The organism is Pseudomonas sp. (assembly GCF_035497915.1).
Taxonomy (GTDB): Bacteria; Pseudomonadota; Gammaproteobacteria; order Pseudomonadales; family Pseudomonadaceae; genus Serpens.
The window spans coordinates 101,979-122,389 of the sequence record NZ_DATJCS010000025.1; the positions used below are offsets into that span (position 1 = coordinate 101,979).

Sequence of the window (20,411 nt, forward strand, 5' to 3'; positions counted from 1 at the left end):
TACGCCGGCCGACGGAGGTGCGGCCTATGCCGCGGTGTCGGCCGGGATAAACCCGGCCCCACAGGTATCCGATGCGGCCGGGGCCGAGAAGAATCTCGGGCGCAGGGTGGTCAAGACGCTGTCTTGGCCACCGCTTCGGCGGCCGGAAAAGCGCCGGCCGCCCCCGAGCAGGCCTAGAAGAACCCCAGCGGCTTGATGTCGTAGCTCACCAGCAGGTTCTTGGTCTGCTGGTAATGGTCGAGGATCATCTTGTGGGTCTCGCGGCCGACGCCGGACTTCTTGTAGCCGCCGAACGCCGCGTGCGCCGGGTACAGGTGGTAGCAGTTGGTCCATACCCGGCCGGCCTTGATGCCGCGACCCATGCGCCAGGCGCGGTTGATGTCGCGGGTCCACACCCCGGCGCCCAGGCCGTACTCGGTGTCGTTGGCGATGGCCAGCGCCTCGGCCTCGTCCTTGAAGGTGGTCACGCCGATCACCGGACCGAAGATCTCCTCCTGGAACACGCGCATGCGGTTGTCGCCCTTGAGCAGCGTCGGCTGGATGTAATAGCCGCCGGCCAGGTCGCCGCTCAGCGTCTCGACGCCGCCCCCGGTGAGCACCTGGGCGCCTTCCTCGCGGGCGATCTGCAGGTAGGACAGGATCTTGTCGAACTGCTGCTGGCTGGCCTGGGCGCCGACCATGGTGTCGGTGTCCAGCGGGTCGCCGCGCTTGATCTGCGCGACCTTCTTCATCACCGCCTCCATGAACGGCGCGTAGATGGATTCCTGCACCAGCGCCCGCGACGGGCAGGTGCACACCTCGCCCTGGTTGAAGAAGCCCAGCACCAGCCCCTCGGCGGCCTTCTCGATGAAGGCCGGCTCGGCCTGCATGATGTCCTCGAAGTAGATGTTCGGACTCTTGCCGCCCAGCTCCACGGTGCTGGGAATGATGTTCTCGGCGGCGCGTTTCATGATGTGCGAGCCCACCGGGGTGGAACCGGTGAAGGCGATCTTGGCGATGCGCTTGCTGCTCGCCAGCGCCTCGCCCGCCTCGCGACCGAAGCCGTGCACCACGTTGAGCACGCCCGGCGGCAGCAGGTCGCCGATGATCTCCATCAGCACGTTGATGCCCAGCGGCGTCTGTTCGGCCGGCTTGAGCACCACGCAGTTGCCGGCGGCCAGCGCCGGGGCCAGCTTCCAGGCGGCCATCAGGATCGGGAAGTTCCAGGGAATGATCTGCCCGACCACGCCCAGCGGTTCGCGGAAATGGTAGGCGGCGGTGTGTTCGTCGATCTCGGCGGCGCTGCCTTCCTGGGCGCGGATGCAGCCGGCGAAGTAGCGGAAGTGGTCGGCGGCCAGCGGAATATCGGCGTTCAGCGTCTCGCGCACCGCCTTGCCGTTGTCCCAGGTCTCGGTGACCGCCAGCAGTTCCAGGTTCTGCTCGATGCGCTCGGCGATCTTCAGCAGCAGGTTGGAACGCGCCTGCGCGCTGGTCTTGCCCCAGGCGTCGGCGGCGGCATGGGCGGCGTCCAGCGCCTTGTCGATGTCGGCGGCGTCGGAGCGCGGGAACTCGGCGATCGGCCCGCCGGTGACCGGTGAGGTGTTGGTGAAGTACTGGCCGTTCACCGGGGGCACGAACTCGCCGCCGATGTAGTTGCCGTAACGGGACTTGAAGGTGACGATGGCGCCTTCGCTGCCGGGGTGTGCGTAACGCATGGCGGGCCTCCTGGCTCGTTGCTGTGAGCGATCCAGCAAGCCTAGTCCAGTACCCTGGCGGCGCCCTGAGACCTTGGTCGGGGCGGCGTGCTACCCTCGCCGGCATTTCTTCGCGCCTGCTTCGTTGAGGACTTCCATGCACATCCACATTCTCGGCATCTGCGGCACCTTCATGGGTTCGCTGGCGGTGCTGGCCAAGGAACTCGGCCACCGTGTCACCGGCTCGGACGCCAACGTCTACCCGCCGATGAGCACCCAGCTGGAAGCCCAGGGCATCCAGCTGATGCAGGGCTACCTGCCCGAGCACCTGCAGCCGGCGCCGGACCTGGTGGTGATCGGCAACGCCCTGTCGCGCGGCAACCCGGCGGTGGAATACGTGCTGAACCAGGGGCTGCCCTATACCAGCGGCCCGCAGTGGCTGGCCGACCACGTGCTGCAGGGCCGCTGGGTGATGGCGGTGGCCGGCACCCACGGCAAGACCACCACCAGCAGCATGCTGGCGTGGATCCTCGAACACGCCGGCATGGCGCCGGGCTTCCTGATCGGCGGCGTGCCGCAGAACTTCGCCGTGTCGGCGCGTCTGGGCGGCACGCCGTTCTTCGTGGTCGAGGCCGACGAGTACGACAGCGCCTTCTTCGACAAGCGCTCCAAGTTCGTCCACTACCGGCCGCGCACCGCGATCCTCAACAACCTGGAATTCGACCACGCGGACATCTTCCCGGACCTGGCGGCCATCGAGCGGCAGTTCCATCACCTGGTGCGCACCATTCCCGGCGAGGGGCTGATCATTCATCCCACCACCGAGCAGGCCATCGAGCGCGTGCTGGGCATGGGCTGCTGGACCCCGGTGCAGACCACCGGCGAGGGCGGCGACTGGCGGGCGCGCCTGCTGGCCGAGGACGGCTCGCACTTCGAGGTGCTGTTCCAGGGCGAGTCGCAGGGCGAGGTGAACTGGACGCTGACCGGCCGCCACAACGTCGACAACGCCCTGGCCGCGCTGGCGGCGGCGCGGCATGTCGGGGTGGTGGGCGCGCTGGGTGCCGAGGCGCTGAGCCAGTTCCAGAGCGTCAAGCGGCGCATGGAGAAGGTCGCCGAGGTGAACGGCGTGACCATCTACGACGACTTCGCCCACCACCCGACCGCCATCGCCACCACTCTCGACGGCCTGCGCAAGAGCGTCGGCGATGCGTCGATCGTGGCCATCATCGAGCCGCGCTCCAATTCCATGAAGCTCGGCGCGCACCGCGACGGCCTGCCGGAATCCGTGGCCCAGGCCGATCAGGTGATCTGGTACGCGCCGGCGAACCTCGGCTGGGACCTGGGCGCCACGGCGGCCGCCTGCCCGGTGCCGGCAGTGGTCTGCGATTCGCTGGAAGCGATCATCGCCCGGGTCAAATCCCAGGTGGCGCCCGGCACCCAGGTGGTGATCATGAGCAACGGCGGCTTCGGCGGCCTGCACGGCAAGCTGGCCAAGGCGCTGGCGGAGTGAAGCGTCGCACGGACGTTCCCTCTCCCCTCGCGGGAGAGGGTTAGGGAGAGGGGGCGATGCACCGAGAATTCACCCTCTCCCCCGGCCCCTCTCCCGTCAAGGGAGAGGGGAGAAGCCTCCGCAACCAACCCACGAGGAAGGCAACATGACCGGCCCGCAACGCATCACCCTGGCGATGACCGGCGCTTCCGGCGCCCAGTACGGCCTGCGCCTGCTCGACTGCCTGGTGCAGGAGGAGCGCGAGGTGCATTTCCTGATCTCCAAGGCCGCGCAACTGGTGCTGGCCACCGAGACCGACGTGGTGCTGCCGGCCAAGCCGCAGGCCATGCAGGCGTTTCTCACTGAATACACCGGCGCCGCGCCGGGGCAGATCCGCGTGTACGGCAAGGAAGACTGGATGGCCCCGGTGGCCTCCGGCTCCGGCGCGCCGGGCGCCATGGTGGTGGTGCCCTGTTCCACCGGCACCCTGTCGGCGATCGCCAGCGGCGCCTGCAACAACCTGATCGAGCGCGCCGCCGACGTGGCCCTCAAGGAGCGCCGTCAGCTGATCCTGGTGCCGCGCGAGGCGCCGTACTCCAGCATCCACCTGGAGAACATGCTCAGGCTGTCGAACATGGGCGTGACCATCCTGCCGGCCTCGCCGGGCTTCTATAACCAGCCGCAGACCGTCGAGGACCTGGTGGACTTCGTGGTGGCGCGCGTCCTCAATTGCCTGGGCGTGCCCCAGGACCTGCTGCCGCGCTGGGGCGAGCACCATCTGGTCAGCGACGATTGACCTGGATCGGCGCCGCTCGCCGAGGCAGCGCCGATAATCCGGACACGAGCCATACAGGGAGTCGAGTGTGAAAGAACAAGCGCAGTTCCACATGGGCTACTGGCTGCTGGCCATTTTGGCGTTCATGGGCATCCAGTACCTGCTGGCGATGCAGCAGCAGGTGGCGACCATTCCCTACAGCGAGTTCGAGGAACACCTGAAGGCCGGGCGCATCGAGGCCATCGCCGTCACCGACAGCCGCATCGAGGGCACCCTCAAGTCGCCGCTGGCCGGCGGCCAGCGCCAGTTCGTTACCAACCGCGTTGAGCCGCGGCTGGCCGAGCACCTGGCGCAGTACCCGGTGCATTTCGCCGGCAAGGTGGAAAGCACCTTCCTGCGCGACCTGGCCGGCTGGGTGATTCCGGCGGCGCTGTTCTTCGGCATCTGGCTGTTCCTGCTCAAGCGCATCGGCGGCGGCATGGGCGGCGGCATGATGCAGATCGGCAAGAGCAAGGCCAAGGTCTACGTGGAGACCGACATCAAGGTCAGCTTCGCCGACGTCGCCGGGGTGGACGAGGCCAAGGACGAGCTGCAGGAAATCATCGACTTCCTGCGCGATCCCGAGACCTACGGTCGGCTCGGCGGCCGGCTGCCCAAGGGCGTGCTGCTGGTCGGGCCGCCCGGCACCGGCAAGACCCTGCTGGCGCGCGCGGTGGCCGGTGAGGCCGGGGTGCCGTTCTTCTCCATCTCCGGTTCGGAGTTCGTCGAGCTGTTCGTCGGCGTTGGTGCCGCGCGGGTGCGCGACCTGTTCGAGCAGGCGCGCGCCAAGGCCCCGGCGATCATCTTCATCGACGAGCTGGACGCCCTCGGTCGTGCCCGTGGCGCCGGGCCGCTGGGCGGCGGTCACGACGAGAAGGAGCAGACCCTCAACCAGTTGCTGGTCGAGCTGGACGGCTTCGACACCTCCAGCGGCCTGGTGCTGCTGGCCGCCACCAACCGCCCGGAAATCCTCGACCCGGCGCTACTGCGCGCCGGGCGTTTCGACCGCCAGGTGCTGGTCGACCGTCCCGACAAGGTCGGCCGTGTGCAGATCCTCGGCGTGCACCTGAAGAAGTCGCGACTGGCGCCGGACGTCGATCCGCAGCTGATCGCCGAACTGACCCCCGGTTTCACCGGCGCCGACCTGGCCAACCTGGTCAACGAGGCCACCCTGCTGGCCACCCGGCGCAAGGCCGCCGCGGTGGAAATGCAGGATTTCAACTCGGCCATCGAGCGCATCATCGCCGGGCTGGAAAAGCGCAACCGCCTGCTCAACCCCAAGGAGCGCGAGGTAGTGGCCTTCCACGAGATGGGCCACGCGCTGGTGGCCATGGCGCTGCCGGGCATGGACCCGGTGCACAAGGTGTCGATCATCCCGCGCGGCATGGGCGCGCTGGGCTACACCATCCAGCGGCCGATCGAGGACCGCTTCCTGATGACCCGCGAGGAGCTAGAACACAAGATGTCCGTGCTGCTCGGCGGGCGCGCCGCCGAATGGCTGGTGTTCGCCCAACTGTCCACCGGCGCGGCGGACGACCTGGTCAAGGCCACCGACATCGCCCGCGCCATGGTCACCCGCTACGGCATGTCCGAGCGTCTCGGTCACCTGGCGCTGGAAAGCGAGCCCAGCCCGTACCTCGGCAACGAGCTGTACGGCCTGCGCCCGCGCCGCGAGTACGCGGAAAGCACTGCCACGGCCATCGACGAGGAAGTGCAGGCGCTGGTGCAGGCGGCGTTCGAGCGCAGCCTGGAGCTGCTCAAGGCCCGCCGCGAACAGCTGGAACGCAGCGCACGGCGCCTGCTCGAACAGGAAACCCTGAGCGGCGAGCAATTGCAGCTGTTGGTGGGGTAGGGCGGACAGCCCGAAAAGCTCGCGGACGAGTCCGCTCCCACGGCCCAGTACAGACCCTGTGGGAGCGAATTCATTCGCGAGCTTCTGGTATCCGTCGGCAGGCAGGGCCTGTAGGGCCGGCTTTACGCCATCCCTCGATCGGCACCGGCCGAAGCGCGGTACCCCTGCAGGGCCGGCTTTACGCCGGCCAGCAGAGTTGAAGACCGCGCCTTGATGTCGTCCCCACCGCCGTCGGCCGGGCTAAACCCGGCCCCACAACGACCGGCTGTGTGGTCCCGTCGCGGCTAAAGCCCCTCCCGCAAAGGCAGGGCGGGGCGGTCAGGCGCTCACGCCCACCACTTCACCCGTGGCGTCCGCCAGGCCGTACTTGCCCTTGCCGTCGCGCACCACGCGGCCGATGGCGATCTTGGGGTCGTGGGTGAACACCAGGCGGCCGTTGTTGAGCAGCATGCGCTCGAGGAGCATTTCCTTTTCCTCGATCAGGCCTTCCGGGAAGCGGTCGTAGCCCATGGTGATCGGCAGGTGCACCCAGGGCGAGCCGGGGATCAGGTCGCCGGGGTAGAGCACCGGGCCGTTGGGCATGGCGATCTCCGGCAGCATCTGCCCGGGGGTGTGGCCATCGCTCCAGTGCAGGCGCCAGCCTTCGCCGAGCTGCGCGCAGTCGGGGGCTTCGTCGATCAGTTCCAGACGACCGCTGTCTTCCAGCAGCGTCAGCAGGGAGGGGATATACGAGGCGCGGTCCCGCGAGTGCGGGTTCTGCGCACGTTTCCACTGGCGCTTGCCGACCAGGAAGCGCGCGTTGGGGAACAGCAGGCGCGGCGGCTGGCCTTCTTCCCAGGCGGCGAGCAGGCCGCCGGCGTGGTCGAAGTGCAGATGGGTGAGCACCACCAGGTCGATGTCCTCGTGGCTCAGGCCAACGGCGGCCAGGTTGTCGAGCAGCACGTGACGGTCTTCCTGCACGCCGAAGCGCTGCTTGAGCTCCGGGGCGAAGAAGGCGCCGATGCCGGACTCGACCAGGATGTTGCGTCCGGGCTCCTGCACCAGCAGCGCGCGGCAGCCCAGATCGATGCGGTTCTGCTCGTCCGGTTGCATCCAGCGCTCCCAGAGCGCCTTGGGGGCGTTGCCGAACATGGCGCCGCCATCGAGTTTCTGGCTGTTGCCCAGCAGAGTGGTCAGGGTTCGCATGTTGTTATTCTCCTGGCCTGCCGCCGCCCGCAGGGCGGCAGCGAAATAAAAAAGCGCGACACCAAAAGCGAGGGGTTGCGTCGCGCAAGTGACTGAATGGTGGTGCTTTGTCGGCGATCCAACCATCAGCCTTTGGTCGCGAACCCGCTGTCTTCGAGTCCGAACAGAGGATCGCTGCCGGCGCGGATGCTTGCCTCCAGCGTCAGGGTGCGCGGCAGCAGGCGGCGGAAGTAGAACTCGGCGGTGGCCAGCTTGCCGGCGTAGAAGGCCTCGTCGCTGGCGCGGCGCTCGGCGGCCAGTTGCGCCATGCGCGCCCACAGCCAGGCATAGGCGGTGTAGCCGAGCAGGTGCAGGTACTCCACGGCGGCGGCGCCGACGGCGCGCGGGTCATGGCCGGCCTGTTCCAGCAGCCAGTCGCTGACCGCCTCCAGACGCTGCACGGCCTCACGCAGCTCGGCGGCGTACGGCGCCCCGGGCTGCTCGGCGAAGGTGCGGATCTGCGCGGTGAACTGGCGCAGCGCGGCGCCGCCATCGGCCACCACCTTGCGGCCGAGCAGGTCCAGCGCCTGGATGCCGTTGGTGCCCTCGTAGATCTGCGCGATGCGCACGTCGCGCACCAGTTGCTCCTGGCCCCATTCGCGGATGTAGCCGTGGCCGCCGAACACCTGCTGGCCGTGGATGCAGCTGTCCAGCCCGCTGTCGGTGAAGAACGCCTTGGCCACCGGGGTGAGCAGCGCCACCTGGGCGGCGGCGCGCGCGCGTTCCTCGGCGTCGTCGCTGAACTTGCTGAGGTCGAGTTGCTCGCCGACGTGGCCGGCAAAGGCGCGGCCGCCCTCGGTCATCGCCTTCATGCTCAGCAGCATGCGGCGCACGTCCGGGTGGACGATGATCGGATCGGCCACGGCGCCGCTCGCCGTGGCGGCATCCCGACCCTGCCGGCGCTCGAGGGCGTAGTTCGCCGCGCTCTGGTAGGACGCCTCGGCGCAGCCGATGCCCTGGATGCCGATGGACAGGCGCTCGTAATTCATCATGGTGAACATCGCCGCCAGGCCCTTGTGGGGCTCGCCGACCAGCCAGCCGGTGGCGCCGTCGAAGTTCATCACGCAGGTGGCCGAGGCCTTGATGCCCATCTTGTGTTCGATGGAACCGCAGTGCACCGGGTTGCGCGCGCCCAGCGAACCGTCGGCGTTCACCAGCACCTTGGGCACCAGGAACAGCGAGATGCCCTTCGGCCCGGCCGGGGCGTCCGGCAGGCGCGCCAGCACCAGGTGGATGATGTTCTCGGTGAGGTCCTGCTCGCCGCCGGTGATGAAGATCTTGCTGCCGCTGACCGCATAGCTGCCGTCGGTCTGCGGCTCGGCGCGGGTGCGGATCAGCCCCAGGTCGCTGCCGGCGTGCGCTTCGGTCAGGCACATGGAGCCGGCCCAGCGGCCTTCGTAGAGCGGCGGCAGGTAGCGAGCTTTCAGTGCTTCACTGGCGTGGGCGTCGATGGCCAGGCAGGCGCCGGAGGTCAGCGTGGAATACAGCGCGAAGCTGGAGTTGGCGCCATAGAGCATTTCCTCCACCTGCACGGCGAGTGTCTTGGGCATGCCCATGCCGCCCCAGGCGGGGTTGCCGGACAGGCCGACCCAGCCGCCCTCGATATAGGTGGCATAGGCATCGCGGAAGCCGCCCGGCGTGGACACCTGGCCGTCGCGCCACTGCGCGCCTTCCTCGTCGCCGCTGCGGTTGAGCGGCGCGAGCAACTGGCCACAGACCTTGGCGGCCTCTTCCAGAATGGCGTCGGCGGTGTCGGCATCCACGGTTTCCGCGAGGGCGGGCAGGCGGGCCCACAGGGCGGGCGCCTCCAGCAGTTCGTGCAGGACAAAGCGCATGTCGCGCAGCGGGGCGGCGTAATCGGTCATCAGGGAATCCTCGATGGACGCCGCAGGCGCAAGCCTGCGGCGTCAGGGAATAAAACGGGGCCGGCGCGGTGAGGCGCCGACCCAAGGGTCAGTCGGCCTTGGGGGCGGGGGCGCCCTGATCAGGGGAGCCGCTGACAGAATCCTTGCTGCTGGCGAATTTCAGCAGGTGGGTGCGCTCCACCAGGATGTACAGCACCGCGCCGGCGGCCAGGCCCCAGCCCGCGCCGTAGACGGCGAGCACCACGCCCATGGTGCCGGCGATGCCGCGCTCGGTGTTGTTGTTGAGCTGCTCGAAGCCGACCATCAGGCAGATGTAGCCGGTGAGGATCAGCGTCAGCGACAGGGCGATCGGCAGCACCGGCTGGAAGAAGCTCACCAGCGGCAGGATGAACAGCGCGATGAAGCCGGTGATCCAGAAGGTGCCGGCGCCGCTGTAGATGGAATCCATCGCCTTGCGGCCGTACTTGTAGCGCTCGGCCATGGTGGCGGCCACCGCGGTCCACAGCGGGCCGGCCAGGCCCGGGTAGGGCGCGAAGAAGGCGTGCAGGGCGTTGCGGATGGCGGTCACCAGGTGGATGCGGTCGACGTTGTTGTCGATCTTCTCGTCGGTGCGCAGCTCATCGGCGCGCTGCATCAGCGACTGGCCGACGATGATGTCGCCGAAGGCGATCACGTAGGCGATGATTGCGGTGGGCACGGCGAGCAGGAACACCTGGGCGTCCGGGAAGCCGACGCTGAACGGCAGGTAGTTCCACATTTCGCCGAAGGCCGGCGCGGTGATGCCCCACTTGACGTCCGGCATGTCGTATTCGCCGACGGCGATGCCGATGAAGATGGCCACCAGCATGCCCGGCACCATGCCGTAGTTGACGATCTTGCGGGCGAACGGCACGCGCTCGGTGAGGCCCTTGAAGGACACCGAGAACATCAGGTACAGGCAGATCAGGCTGCCCAGCACCAGCGAGATCGGCGTGTTGGCCAGACGGCCGCCGGCGTCGATTTCGCCGATCAGCGCGGCGATGCCGGCGCCGATGATGATGCCGCCCTTCATCGAGTTGGGGATCAGTCGCACCAGCACGCTGCCCAGCCGGGTGATGCCGAGGAACAGGAAGATCACGAACACCAGGAACTGCAGGGCGAACAGCGCCTGGATGGCCTGCGGGCCCGGCTCGAAGTTGCCGAGGAACAGCAGCACCACCGGAATGCCGGGCGTGATCCAGCCCGGCACCAGCGGCACGCCGAGCAGCGCCGGCAGCATGAAGCCGATGCCGCACACCACCACGTAGGCCAGCGCCACGTCGTAGGGCAGGCCGAGGAATTTCATCAGCAGCGGAATCATGCCCAGGCTGACCACGAACATGATCAGCGCCTGGAGCATCTCCGCGGTTTCCCAGCGGTAGTGAACGAACGGCAGGCGGATTTTGAACGGGCCGAAGGCCCAGAACGGCTGCTCGGCGCCGTCCTTGCGATGAATCATTTGCATGCGGAATCTCCGTCGGCCGGGCGCGAGGCGCGGCCGTTTTGTTGTTGTTGTGAAACGGGCGGAAGCGGGGCGACCGGTGTGGTCGCCCGGAGTGACGCGCTACAGGGCCTTGGCCATGTCACGCAGCACGTATTTCTGGATCTTCCCGGTGCTGGTCTTGGGCAGCGTGGTGAAGACCACGGTTTTCGGTACCTTGAACGCCGCCAGGTGTTCGCGGCAGAAGGCGACGATGTCCTGCTGGCTGGCCTGGTGGCCGGCCTTGAGGGTGATGAAGGCACAGGGCGTCTCGCCCCACTTCTCGTCGGGGCGGGCCACCACGGCGGCTTCCAGCACGTCAGGATGGCGGTACAGCACGCCTTCGACCTCGATGGTGGAAATGTTCTCGCCGCCGGAAATGATGATGTCCTTCAGGCGGTCCTTGATCTCCACGTAACCGTCCGGGTGGCACACGGCCAGGTCGCCGGTGTGGAACCAGCCGCCGTGGAAGGCTTCCTCGGTGGCGGTGGGGTTCTTCAGGTAACCCTTCATCACGGTGTTGCCGCGCATGAAGATCTCGCCGATGGTCTCGCCGTCGCGCGGCACCGGTTCGAGGGTCTTCGGGTCGCCGACCATCACGCCTTCCAGGGTCGGGTAGCGCACGCCCTGGCGGGCCTTGATGCGCGCGCGCTCGTCCAGGCTCAGTTCATCCCACTCGCCATGCCAGGCGCACACGGTGACCGGGCCATACACCTCGGTGAGGCCGTACACGTGGGTGACCTTGATGCCCATTTCCTCCACGGCGCCGATCACCTTGGCCGGCGGCGCGGCGCCGGCGACCATGGCGTGCACCGGGTGGTCGATGGCCGCCTTGGCTTCCGGCGGCATGTTGACCAGCGCGTTGAGCACGATGGGTGCGCCGCACATATGGGTGACCTGCTCGTCGCGGATCAGGTTGAGGATCTTCTGCGGATCGACGCGGCGCAGGAACACGTGCACGCCGGCCAGCGCGGTGACGGTCCAGGGGTAGCACCAGCCGTTGCAGTGGAACATCGGCAGGGTCCACAGGTAGACCGGCTGCATGCCCATCGACCAGGTCATCTGGTTGCCCAGCGCGTTCAGATAGGCGCCGCGGTGGTGGTAGACCACACCCTTGGGGTTGCCGGTGGTGCCGGAGGTGTAGTTGAGGCTGATCGCCTCCCACTCGTCGTCCGGCCACTGCCAGGCGAACTCCGGATCGCCCTCGGTGAGGAAGGCCTCGTAGTCCAGCGCGCTGACCGCCTCACCCTCGCCGTATTCGGGGTCGTCCACGTCGATCACCAGGATCGGCCGGCCGAGCATGCCCACGGCGGCGTGGATCACTTCATGGAACTCGCGGTCGGTGATCAGCGCCTTGGCCTCGCCGTGCTGCAGCATGAAGGCGATGGCCTCGGCGTCCAGGCGCACGTTCAGGGTGTTGAGCACCGCGCCGATCATCGGCACGCCGAAATGCGCTTCGAGCATGGCCGGGATGTTCGGCAACATCACCGCCACCGTGTCGCCCTTCTTGATGCCGCGACCGGCCAGCGCCGAGGCCAGGCGGCGGCAGCGCGCGTAGGTCTCGGCCCAGTTGCGCCGAATGGAGCCGTGGACAACCGCCGGGTAATGCGGATAGATGGCGGCCGTGCGCTCGATGAAGCTCAGCGGCGAAAGGGCGATGTGGTTGACGGGGGAGCGGGCCAGGCCCTGTTCGAAGATGGACATGCACGTTACCTGCGGCTGATTGTTGGCTCTGGTTATGAGTTGCCGGGTCGGGGCCTCTGCGGTTTGTGACAGCGCGGGCCCGTACCTTTCTGCAAGCTGGCTTTACTTATAGAGAGCGCGTAGGTGGATTGGTATATAAACCAAGGTTTTATAGTGGTTTTACTAGATCGGATTTCGCATAGATGAAGGCGATGGAATTGCAGTCACAGTTGCTGTTGCGCCGGGTGGGCGAGCAGCGCCCGCTGGCGGAGTGCGCGGCGGCGCTGTGCGAGCTGCTGCGCGGCTGCCCGCCGGTGCTGGCGGTCTGGTACCTGGCCTGGCAGCCGGCCAGTGGCAGCTACCTTCCGGTGTGCGGGGGGCGCCTGCCGCCAGCGGCGGACGATCCGCTGACCCTCAACGACCAGCCGCTGCATGCGCTGCTGCAGCAGCAGGCGCGGCTGTCGCTGGCCGAGCTGCGCCAGGTGCCCTGCTGGCTGGCCGGCCGGCTGCGCCGCGCCGGCATCGGGCAGGGGCTGGCGCAACCCCTGGCGTTGCAACCAGGGCAGCCCGGTCTGCTGTTGCTGCAGCTGGAGGACGGCGCCGGCGAGCAGGCCCTGGAGCTGGCGCTGGCCCTGCTGCGCAGCCTGCTGGCCACGGCCGCCGGCCAGCCGTCGGGGACCCCCTGGCTGGACGCCGATCCGCAACCGGCGCTGCTGCTGGATGGCGACGCCGAGCCGCTGGGCCACAACAGCGCCTGGCAGCGGCTGCTCGCCGGCCAGCCCGCCGAGCGCTTGCTGCCGGTCAACCATGTGCAGCTGGTGCGCGCCTGCCTGGCCCAGCGCCGGGCCATCGAGGGCGTCGAGGCCAGCGCCGACGAGCGCATCCTGCTGTGGAGCTATGTCCCGGATCCGGCGGCTAGCCGCGTGCTGGCGCGCTGTCGCGACGCCAGCGCCGAGGTGCGCGCCGGTCGCGAGGCGGCGCGCGCCCGGCGCCTGTACCGGCTGATCACCGAGAACACCACCGACCTGATCTCCCGCCACACCCTGGACGGCCGTTTCCTCGACGCCTCGCCGGCCAGCTGGACGCTGCTCGGTTACTGGCCGGAGGAATTGCGCGGCTCGCTGGCGCATGCGCTGTTCCACCCCCAGGACCTGACCCAGCTGGTGGCGCGCGCGCGCAGCGCCCTGGAGCAGGACGGCTACCACACCATGACCTACCGCGCGCGGCATCGCGACGGCCATTACCTGTGGTTCGAGACCGCCAGCCGGGCGATTCGCGAGACCTACACCGGTGAGGTGGTGGAGGTGGTCAGCGTGTCCCGCGACATCACCGCCCGCGTGCAGGCGGAGGAGAATCGCCGGCGCCTGGCCGAGGTGGTGGAGGTGAACACCGACCTGGTGATGTTCGTCGACGCCGAGGGGCGGCTGACCTACCTCAACCCGGCGGCGCGCCGCGCCCTGGATGTGGCGGGCGACGCGCTGCCGGCACTGGAGACGCTGCTCGGCGCCGAGGACCTGCGGCGCCTGCGCGGTGAAGGCCGCGAATGCGCCGAGCAGCGCGGTGTGTGGAGCGGCGAAGTGCGTCTGCAACCCTGTGAGGCGGGTGCCTCGCTGCCGGTGTCGCTGGTGCTGCTGGCCCATCGGCCGACCAGTGGCGAGCGTTACTACTCGCTGGTGGCCCGCGACATGACCGAGCGCGAACTGCGCGAGGCCCAGCAGCGCCGCCACCAGGACGAGCTGGCGCACACCGCGCGGCTGGTCACCCTGGGTGAGCTGGCCTCGGGCATCGCCCACGAAATCAACCAGCCGCTGGCGGCGGTGGTCAACTACGCCGGTGCCAGCCAGCGCTACCTGCAAGCGCTGGGCAGCAACCCGCAGGCCGCCGAGCGCATCGCCCAGGGGCTGGCGCGCATCACCGAGCAGGCCAACCACGCCTCCGCAGTCATCCGCCGCCTGCGCGCCTTTCTGCGCAAGGGCCAGCGCCGCATGCAGGCCCTCGACGTGGCGCAGGTGGCGCGCGAGGCCGTGCGCCTGTGCGCCTGGGAGGCGGCGCAGGCGCAGGTGACGGTGGAGGAGCGAATGGACGACAATCTGCCGCCGGCCTATGCCGACCCGGTGCTGCTCGAACAGGTGCTGCTCAACCTGTTGCGCAACGCCATCGACGCCAACCGCGAGCGACACGCCGGGGCCGCCTCGTACATCGTGCTGAGCACCGCCCTGCAACACGGCGAGCTGTGTGTGCGGGTCGAGGACCAGGGCCCCGGCGCGGACGCCGAGCGCCTGACACAGATGTTCACGCCGTTCTTCACCAGCAAGCCGGACGGCCTCGGGCTGGGCCTGTCGATGAGCCGCAGCATCGTCGAAGGCTTCGGCGGCGCGCTGGAGGCACGGCCCGGCAAGCAGGGTGGCCTGTGTCTGGAGTGCCGTCTGCCGCTGCGCGAAAACAACAACGAAACAGGGAACCGGCCATGAAGCCACAGGAACAACGGGTGTATGTGGTGGACGATGACCAGGGGATGCTGGATTCGACCGTCTGGCTGCTGGAATCGGTGGGCATCCAGGCGCTGCCGTTCACCAGCGGGCAGGCCTTCCTCGACGCCTGCACGCCGTCGCCCCACGCCTGCGTGCTGCTCGACGTGCGCATGCCGGGCATGGGCGGGCTGCATGTGCAGGAAGCCATGCGCCAGCGCGGCCTGGATCTGCCGGTGATCTTCGTCAGCGGTCACGCCGACGTGCCCATCGTGGTACGCGCCTTCCGCGCCGGCGCGGTGGATTTCATCGAGAAGCCCTACAACGAACAGCTGCTGCTCGACAGCGTGCAGCAGGCCCTCAGCCGCACCACGCCGGGCAACGGACTCGACGCGGTGCGCGAACGCCTGGCCAGCCTGACCCCGCGCGAGCGCGACGTGCTGCTGCCGCTGGTGCAGGGTTACACCAATCGCGAGATCGCCGAGCAGCTGGGGGTGAGCATCAAGACCGTCGACCTGTACCGCTCGCGGGTCATGAAACGCATGCAGGCCGAACATTTGCCGGCACTGGTCGGCATGGCCATCGCCGCCGGGCTGGTGGATGCGCTGGATGTGCGCGGGGGTAATCGTGGCTGAAGCCGCTTTTACAAGAGCGGGCCGGATCTGCCCGGTTCTTCGAGGATTCTGGCGCAGGACGGTCAGAACAATACTGACCGCCCTGCGTTTTGCTCAGGCCCGATTAAAATCGGTAGGCGAGAGAAAGGGCGCCGGAGCCAGCTGACACGGTGCCCGAGTAGGGGTAACCCAACTCTTCAAGCATGTCCGCATAGGGTTGGGCCTGGCGGGCATGGAGCGAGAAATCCAAGGCCACACGTTCCCAGTTGTATCCCAGGCCGAAGCCGATCATCGTGCCGCTCAGGGAGCGTGAATAGCCAGGCTCTTCCAGTTCTTCCGAAAAGAGACCGAGTGACAGGTAGTATTTAAAACCTTCCCGAGCGAGATTCGAGCCCAGCAGAAGCTGCAGGTCGAATCCAGACAGCTCGGTGCTGGAGGCGTCTTCCCACTCCTGGGAATACAGGTGTCCGCGCAGGGCCAGGTTATTGTTGAGACTCAGAGTCGCATTGATGGCAGCGCCGCCAAAACGAAACTCGTCACTTCCCTTGTAAGTGTCAACGGAGAAAACGGTAGCGTAACTGCTGAGACCCAGTGCAAAAGAGCTTTCGGAAGGCTCCTGGGCCTCGGTCATGGTCGCACTGCTCAGAACCATCAAGCCGAGCATAACTGCCTTGCTTCTATGCATCGCTGCTGTCCTTAGACGATATGAGGGTCGAGCAATTTACTGCATCAGAATTTTTTTTCAACTCGGCGGGATGCTTTTTTGGAAAGCCGCTTGGGTTGATGCGTGTTATTGAAGCAATAATTAATTGCTTATTCTTTGGTGGCCAGAGTATCCGGATGCACAGATTGACTGCGAAAAAAGCCAGCACATAGTTCTCTATCGCGCAAGATGCGTCATAACGGCGCACCCAGTGTTCGGCGACGTAGTTTGGTAAATCAGCTTTCTTATCTAACTGCTCCCCCGATAACTGTCTCCGGGCCTTCGCCCCCATTGATCCCGTCTTGTCCACCAGCGCGCAGCGCGGCCGGCTTTCAGCCGGCCTCGGCCCAGCCCCGGTACACATAGGTCATCGGTCGCGGGCCCTTCAGGTAGCCGCTGTCCAGCTCGCGGATGGCGAAGCCGGCGCCCTTGAGCAGGCGCGGGATGTCGCGATCCAGGTGGCAGCCGCCGGCCAGCGGTTTCCAGCAGGGTGTCAGGCGCCCCTGCCAGCGCGCCACGCCGGCATCCGGCGCCAGACCATGCTCGGCGAACAGCAGCCGCCCGCCGGGCTTGAGCACCCGGCGCATCTCTTCCAGCGCCGCCGCCACGTCGGGAATGCTGCACAGGGTGAAGGTGCAGACGATGCTGTCGAAGCGATCGTCCTGCGCCTGGATCTGCCCCAGCTCCAGGGCCAGCATTTCCACCGGAATGGCGATCCCGGCCGCCCGCCGTTGCGCCATCGCCTGCATCTGCGCGGCCGGATCGACGCCGACCACGCGGCTGACCCGCGCCGGATCGTAGAAGCCCAGGTTCAGCCCGGTGCCGATGCCGATCTCCAGCACCTCGCCCTGCGCCTGCGGCACCAGCTGGCTGCGCAGTTTCATTACTTCGCCCATGCCGCAGGCGTAGTCGATCAGATGCGGCAGCACGTAGCGTTCATAGAGGTTCATGGTGGGTCCCTGGGGGCGGTTGGCGGTGGGCTGAGCATGGACCCGGTGACTATCGCGTCACAAGTTGCTCGTGCGCATTGGCCAGTGATGGCGTTTGGCTTTTAAATGGCGGCCTCTGGATCCATCCGCTCATCAAGGAGTCGTCATGCGTAACGCAGCAATCTTCGGCCTGGCCGGTTCCCTCATGCTGGCCAGCGGTCTGGCCCAAGGCGCGGCGGATGAGCGAATGTTCAGTGTCGGCGGAGCGCTGTACTGGATCGATGTGGACGCCACGAACGTCGTCACTATGGATTTCAGCGGTGGCGCCATCGTCGGCACCGCCGCCTTCAACGACAATGTGGCACTGCGCGGCAGCATCTACGGCGCGGCCTGGGATGTGAACGACGAGCTGGAAGTGACCGGCTACGACGCGCAGCTGCTGCTGGGCAGCAACCTGAACCGTGAAGGCTTCAAGTACTACGTGGCGTTGGGCGTCTTCGATGAGCGCATCGGTCTGGAGGGTGACGATGTCGATGACAAGGAACGTTTCAGCGGCGCGCAGCTGGGGGCGGGCTTTGGCTACAACTGGCCGCAGGTGGCGCTCGACTACACCCTCAATATCCGTTCCGCCAGCGACTATGCCGACTTCATCGAAGACAGCGGGATGATGCAGGTGGCAGGGGCCCGGCGCTCGGAGGTAACCGCCACCTCGACCGCCCTGACGCTGTCGCTGCGCTTCTGAACCTCGCGCGGGCACCACTCCGACTCAAGTCGGCCAGAAAAAAGCGCTGGCCGCCTTGAGTGGGATTCGGACCCGCTTGCAACTTACAGCCGGTAGGCGAGCGACAGGGCCATGGAACTAGCCGATACGGTGCCACCGCCCGGCATGTGCATTTCTTCAAACATGTCCACATAAGGCTGCGCATTGCGGATATTGAGCGAGAAGTCCACGGCGGCACGCTCCCAGTTGTATCCGAGTCCGAAGCCCACCATGGCGCCGCTCAGGGAGTATGCGTCAGTACTTTGGTAGGCGCTGAGTTCTTCCGAAAAGAAGCCCACTGCCAGGTAGTACTTGAATCCCTCGCGGATAAGGTTTTCGCCCAGCAGGAACTGTATATCGAACCCGGCCAGCTCGACGTTGGTGTCATCGTCCCAAGTCTGCGAGTAAACATGCCCGCGCACGGCAAGATTATTATCGACGGCCAGCGTGACATTGAGGGCCGCGCCGCTGAAACTCCAGTCGTAATTACCGTAGCGGGAATCCGTAACCGCCAGGGTAGTGGCGTAACTGCTGATGCCCAGCGAAACAACGCTTTCGGCTGGCGTCTCTTGAGCCTCGGCCATTGTTGCGCCGCTCAATACCATCAGGCCGAGCATAACCGCTTTACTTCTATGCATCGTTGCTGTCCTTGGACGAATTTATTAATTCGTCCAAGCTACGGCGTTCAATGCTTTTTACAACTCGACGAAAGCGATTCTAACGTAGAGTCAGGCGCTGTGGATTTTGCTGAAGTGTTTGAACTTCTTTGTTCTTGCGGGGATTTAAAGCTATTGCGCCAAGTTGCGACTACTCATCATCCCCTTCGGCGGAATATGCGTCATAACAGCGCACCCAATACTCCTTGCCGTCCTGGGTTACCACCCACAAGTCCTGTTCTTCGTCATAGCGGGCGGCGGCGAGTTCGGCGTGGTTGAAGGCCCAGCACAACTGCTGCTTGCCTTCCTGGGCGCGGACCTCCAGTTCGATGTCATCGTCGGCCTCGATTTCGTAGAGGTCGAATTCGAAGGCGTGCATGCCCTCGACTTCCAGCATGTCGGCCTGTTCCAGGGCGTCGATCAGGGTACGGCTCATGGGTGCTCTCGCGGCGATAAGGATGGGCGCCATGATGCGCCCGGCGCAGCGGCCGGGCAATTCCATGGGCTATAGCGTGTCGACTTCCAGACTTTCCTCGTCCGGCTCGCCGCGCAGCTGGCGCAGGTAGCTGCGCCAGTGGTCGAGTACGGCCGAGGCCGGGCCGAGTTGCGGGTCGGACGGCTCATGGCCCTCGGCCTGCTCGCGCGCCGCCACCGCTTCGTAGGCCAGGGTGAAGGCGGCCTCCAGGTCGTCGGTCTGCTGCAGGGCGTCGGCGTACAGGGCCTGGCCGAAGTAGGTGTAGTCGTTTTCCTCGGTACAGCCGAACGAGGCGCGGTCGGCGCGGGCGGCGGTCATCAGCAGGGTGCGCTCGTCGAGCAGCGGCTCGATGAAGCCACCGGAGTAGCAGGCGGAGATCACCAGCACCTTGTAGCGGTCGGCCAGCGGCAGCAGCAGCTCGTTGAGCTCGCCGGGGGTCAGATCGAACAGTTCCAGGCGCGGCAGCTCCAGCTGCAGGGCATGTTCGGGCGAGCCATGGCTGGTCAGGTGGAGAAACAGCAGATCCTCCGGACCGCTGCGCTCGCCCAGCGCCTGCAGGGCGCGGCGCAGGTTCTCGCGGGTCGCCAGCACGCGGTCGGCGATACGGTCGCGGTGGTTGGCCAGCACCAGCTGGCCGCGGGCGCCGAAACGCTCGCGCAGCACCTGCGAGACACTCTCGGCCTCGCGCAGGAACACGCTCTGCCGGCCATCGCCGGCCAGTGTCAGGCTGTACAGCTCCATGGCCGGCGTGGAGGCGGGCAGGGCGTCGAGGGCCTCGCGCAGCAGGCGGCCCTGCTCGAGCAGCGCATGCTCCAGCGGGTCCGGCAGCGGCTGGCCATCTTCCTCGAACAGCCGCTCGCCACGCGCCCAGGTGCCGCTCAGTCGCTGGCCGCCGGCCAGGGTGAGCACGCCCTGACCCTCGAAGCGGCCATCGACCACCTCGCCCTGGTACTGATCGCCCTCGGCGTTCTTGTAGGCGGTCTTGCCGTGGGGCTGGCCGTCGCGGAACTGACCGTTCCAGGTCTCGCCCGAGGCCAGGGTGAGCATGCCTTCGCCATGGAACTGGTCGTCGTGGAACTCGCCGATGTACAGGGTGCCGTCGGCGCCCCGGTACTGGCCCTTGCCCTGCAGTCGGCCATGCTCGAACTGGCCGCTGAAGCGACTGCCGTCGGCATCGTGGCGCACGCCCTGGCCGTGGATCTCGCCGTCCTGGAACTGCCCCTGGTAACGGCTGCCGTCGTTCCACTCCAGCTGGCCGAGGCCGTGGTAGCGGTCGTTGCGGAATTCGCCGCGATAACGGCCGTCCGGCAGGTCCAGCTGGCCCTGGCCATGCAGGCGGCCGGCGAGAAACTCGCCGTGATAGCGGCCGCCATCGGCGTAGCTGAACACCCCCACGCCCTGGAACAGGCCGTGGGCGAAGCCGCCGGTGTATGCGTCGCCCGAGGCGCCGCGCCATTGGCCCTGGCCATGGAACAGCCCCTCCTGGAACTCGCCTTCGTAGCGAGCGCCGTTGGCGTATTCGATGCGGCCCTGGCCATGCAGCAGACCGTCCAGCAGTTCGCCGTGGTAACGGCCGCCATCGGGCAGCAGGGCATCGGCTGCCGGCGTCGGCGTGCGGTTGTCGCAGGCCGCCAGCAGGAGGAGAAACAGCAAAGGAAGGGACAGGCGCATGCAGATTCCACTTTGCCATCATTAATGGGAAGGAGGG

General features: G+C 67.1%; 17 protein-coding genes. 6 read left to right on the top strand and 11 right to left on the bottom strand.

Annotated features, from left to right (window positions below):
- Positions 1-173 precede the first annotated feature (173 nt).
- Positions 174-1,694 (bottom strand): acetaldehyde dehydrogenase ExaC, encoded by a 1,521-nt coding sequence (exaC, locus tag VL129_RS08380; protein WP_325411988.1) that lies wholly within the window; start codon positions 1,692-1,694, stop codon positions 174-176.
- A 136-nt stretch (positions 1,695-1,830) separates the two neighbouring features.
- Between exaC and mpl the strand changes: the two genes are divergently transcribed.
- The 3 genes from mpl (at position 1,831) to ftsH (ending at position 5,828) form a co-directional block, all read left to right on the top strand.
- Entirely contained in the window at positions 1,831-3,183 is a 1,353-nt protein-coding gene (gene mpl, locus VL129_RS08385) for a UDP-N-acetylmuramate:L-alanyl-gamma-D-glutamyl-meso-diaminopimelate ligase (RefSeq protein ID WP_325411990.1), read from the top strand.
- 145 nt (positions 3,184-3,328) lie between these two features.
- Positions 3,329-3,958: a flavin prenyltransferase UbiX gene (ubiX, locus tag VL129_RS08390; RefSeq protein WP_325411992.1), complete on the top strand. Its 630-nt coding sequence runs from the start codon at positions 3,329-3,331 to the stop codon at positions 3,956-3,958.
- 67 nt (positions 3,959-4,025) lie between these two features.
- The gene (gene ftsH, locus VL129_RS08395; RefSeq protein WP_325411994.1) at positions 4,026-5,828 is read left to right on the top strand and encodes an ATP-dependent zinc metalloprotease FtsH; all 1,803 of its coding nucleotides are present in this window, start codon (positions 4,026-4,028) and stop codon (positions 5,826-5,828) included.
- Between the two features lie 318 nt (positions 5,829-6,146).
- On the opposite strand, the gene VL129_RS08400 is transcribed toward ftsH, so the two are convergent.
- The 4 genes from VL129_RS08400 to VL129_RS08415 all read right to left on the bottom strand — a co-directional run bounded on the left by VL129_RS08400 (position 6,147) and on the right by VL129_RS08415 (position 12,119).
- Positions 6,147-7,013 (bottom strand): MBL fold metallo-hydrolase, encoded by an 867-nt coding sequence (locus tag VL129_RS08400; protein WP_325411996.1) that lies wholly within the window; start codon positions 7,011-7,013, stop codon positions 6,147-6,149.
- A 125-nt stretch (positions 7,014-7,138) separates the two neighbouring features.
- Positions 7,139-8,917 carry an acyl-CoA dehydrogenase C-terminal domain-containing protein gene (locus VL129_RS08405; protein ID WP_325411998.1) on the bottom strand — a complete coding sequence of 593 codons (1,779 nt, stop codon included), beginning with the start codon at positions 8,915-8,917 and terminating at the stop codon, positions 7,139-7,141.
- An 88-nt stretch (positions 8,918-9,005) separates the two neighbouring features.
- Positions 9,006-10,400 (bottom strand): solute carrier family 23 protein, encoded by a 1,395-nt coding sequence (locus VL129_RS08410; protein ID WP_325412000.1) that lies wholly within the window; start codon positions 10,398-10,400, stop codon positions 9,006-9,008.
- A gap of 99 nt (positions 10,401-10,499) precedes the next feature.
- Positions 10,500-12,119, bottom strand: a complete 1,620-nt coding sequence (locus tag VL129_RS08415) for an acyl-CoA synthetase (protein ID WP_325412002.1) — start codon at positions 12,117-12,119, stop codon at positions 10,500-10,502.
- A gap of 182 nt (positions 12,120-12,301) precedes the next feature.
- Here VL129_RS08415 and VL129_RS08420 point away from each other — a divergent pair, with 182 nt between their 5' ends.
- Complete coding sequence (locus VL129_RS08420; protein ID WP_325412004.1) at positions 12,302-14,569, top strand: PAS domain-containing sensor histidine kinase; 2,268 nt, start codon at positions 12,302-12,304, stop codon at positions 14,567-14,569.
- Positions 14,566-15,201 carry a response regulator transcription factor gene (locus VL129_RS08425; RefSeq protein WP_325412006.1) on the top strand — a complete coding sequence of 212 codons (636 nt, stop codon included), beginning with the start codon at positions 14,566-14,568 and terminating at the stop codon, positions 15,199-15,201. The genes VL129_RS08420 and VL129_RS08425 overlap by 4 nt, the downstream gene beginning before the upstream one ends.
- Before the next feature lie 103 nt (positions 15,202-15,304).
- On the opposite strand, the gene VL129_RS08430 is transcribed toward VL129_RS08425, so the two are convergent.
- From VL129_RS08430 to VL129_RS08440, 3 genes are read right to left on the bottom strand one after another with little or no spacing between them, the layout of a single operon-like run.
- Positions 15,305-15,865 carry a hypothetical protein gene (locus VL129_RS08430; RefSeq protein WP_325412008.1) on the bottom strand — a complete coding sequence of 187 codons (561 nt, stop codon included), beginning with the start codon at positions 15,863-15,865 and terminating at the stop codon, positions 15,305-15,307.
- Positions 15,858-16,193, bottom strand: coding sequence for a hypothetical protein (locus VL129_RS08435; protein WP_325412010.1), 336 nt, complete (start codon positions 16,191-16,193; stop codon positions 15,858-15,860). Before VL129_RS08435 ends, VL129_RS08430 begins: the two co-directional genes overlap by 8 nt.
- Before the next feature lie 22 nt (positions 16,194-16,215).
- A complete protein-coding gene (locus tag VL129_RS08440) occupies positions 16,216-16,833 on the bottom strand; it encodes a class I SAM-dependent methyltransferase (RefSeq protein ID WP_325412012.1) in 618 nt (205 codons plus the stop codon).
- Between the two features lie 145 nt (positions 16,834-16,978).
- Between VL129_RS08440 and VL129_RS08445 the strand changes: the two genes are divergently transcribed.
- The gene (locus VL129_RS08445; protein ID WP_325412013.1) at positions 16,979-17,554 is read left to right on the top strand and encodes an outer membrane beta-barrel protein; all 576 of its coding nucleotides are present in this window, start codon (positions 16,979-16,981) and stop codon (positions 17,552-17,554) included.
- Between the two features lie 83 nt (positions 17,555-17,637).
- Here VL129_RS08445 and VL129_RS08450 read toward each other — a convergent pair whose 3' ends face one another.
- From VL129_RS08450 to VL129_RS08460, 3 genes are all read right to left on the bottom strand, one after another.
- The gene (locus VL129_RS08450) at positions 17,638-18,189 is read right to left on the bottom strand and encodes a hypothetical protein (RefSeq protein WP_325412014.1); all 552 of its coding nucleotides are present in this window, start codon (positions 18,187-18,189) and stop codon (positions 17,638-17,640) included.
- Between the two features lie 190 nt (positions 18,190-18,379).
- Positions 18,380-18,664: a DUF5629 family protein gene (locus VL129_RS08455; RefSeq protein WP_325412015.1), complete on the bottom strand. Its 285-nt coding sequence runs from the start codon at positions 18,662-18,664 to the stop codon at positions 18,380-18,382.
- Between the two features lie 69 nt (positions 18,665-18,733).
- The gene (locus tag VL129_RS08460) at positions 18,734-20,374 is read right to left on the bottom strand and encodes a C13 family peptidase (RefSeq protein ID WP_325412017.1); all 1,641 of its coding nucleotides are present in this window, start codon (positions 20,372-20,374) and stop codon (positions 18,734-18,736) included.
- Positions 20,375-20,411: the final 37 nt, after the last annotated feature.

Excerpts from the sequence above, each read along its gene's own strand:
- exaC (WP_325411988.1), bottom strand. The coding sequence starts at position 1,694 with ATGCGTTACGCACACCCCGGCAGCGAAGGCGCCATCGTCACCTTCAAG.
- mpl (WP_325411990.1), top strand. The coding sequence starts at position 1,831 with ATGCACATCCACATTCTCGGCATCTGCGGCACCTTCATGGGTTCGCTG.
- ubiX (WP_325411992.1), top strand. The coding sequence starts at position 3,329 with ATGACCGGCCCGCAACGCATCACCCTGGCGATGACCGGCGCTTCCGGC.
- VL129_RS08400 (WP_325411996.1), bottom strand. The coding sequence starts at position 7,013 with ATGCGAACCCTGACCACTCTGCTGGGCAACAGCCAGAAACTCGATGGC.
- VL129_RS08405 (WP_325411998.1), bottom strand. The coding sequence starts at position 8,917 with ATGACCGATTACGCCGCCCCGCTGCGCGACATGCGCTTTGTCCTGCAC.
- VL129_RS08410 (WP_325412000.1), bottom strand. The coding sequence starts at position 10,400 with ATGCAAATGATTCATCGCAAGGACGGCGCCGAGCAGCCGTTCTGGGCC.
- VL129_RS08415 (WP_325412002.1), bottom strand. The coding sequence starts at position 12,119 with ATGTCCATCTTCGAACAGGGCCTGGCCCGCTCCCCCGTCAACCACATC.
- VL129_RS08420 (WP_325412004.1), top strand. The coding sequence starts at position 12,302 with ATGAAGGCGATGGAATTGCAGTCACAGTTGCTGTTGCGCCGGGTGGGC.
- VL129_RS08425 (WP_325412006.1), top strand. The coding sequence starts at position 14,566 with ATGAAGCCACAGGAACAACGGGTGTATGTGGTGGACGATGACCAGGGG.
- VL129_RS08430 (WP_325412008.1), bottom strand. The coding sequence starts at position 15,865 with ATGCATAGAAGCAAGGCAGTTATGCTCGGCTTGATGGTTCTGAGCAGT.
- VL129_RS08440 (WP_325412012.1), bottom strand. The coding sequence starts at position 16,833 with ATGAACCTCTATGAACGCTACGTGCTGCCGCATCTGATCGACTACGCC.
- VL129_RS08445 (WP_325412013.1), top strand. The coding sequence starts at position 16,979 with ATGCGTAACGCAGCAATCTTCGGCCTGGCCGGTTCCCTCATGCTGGCC.
- VL129_RS08450 (WP_325412014.1), bottom strand. The coding sequence starts at position 18,189 with ATGCTCGGCCTGATGGTATTGAGCGGCGCAACAATGGCCGAGGCTCAA.
- VL129_RS08455 (WP_325412015.1), bottom strand. The coding sequence starts at position 18,664 with ATGAGCCGTACCCTGATCGACGCCCTGGAACAGGCCGACATGCTGGAA.
- VL129_RS08460 (WP_325412017.1), bottom strand. The coding sequence starts at position 20,374 with ATGCGCCTGTCCCTTCCTTTGCTGTTTCTCCTCCTGCTGGCGGCCTGC.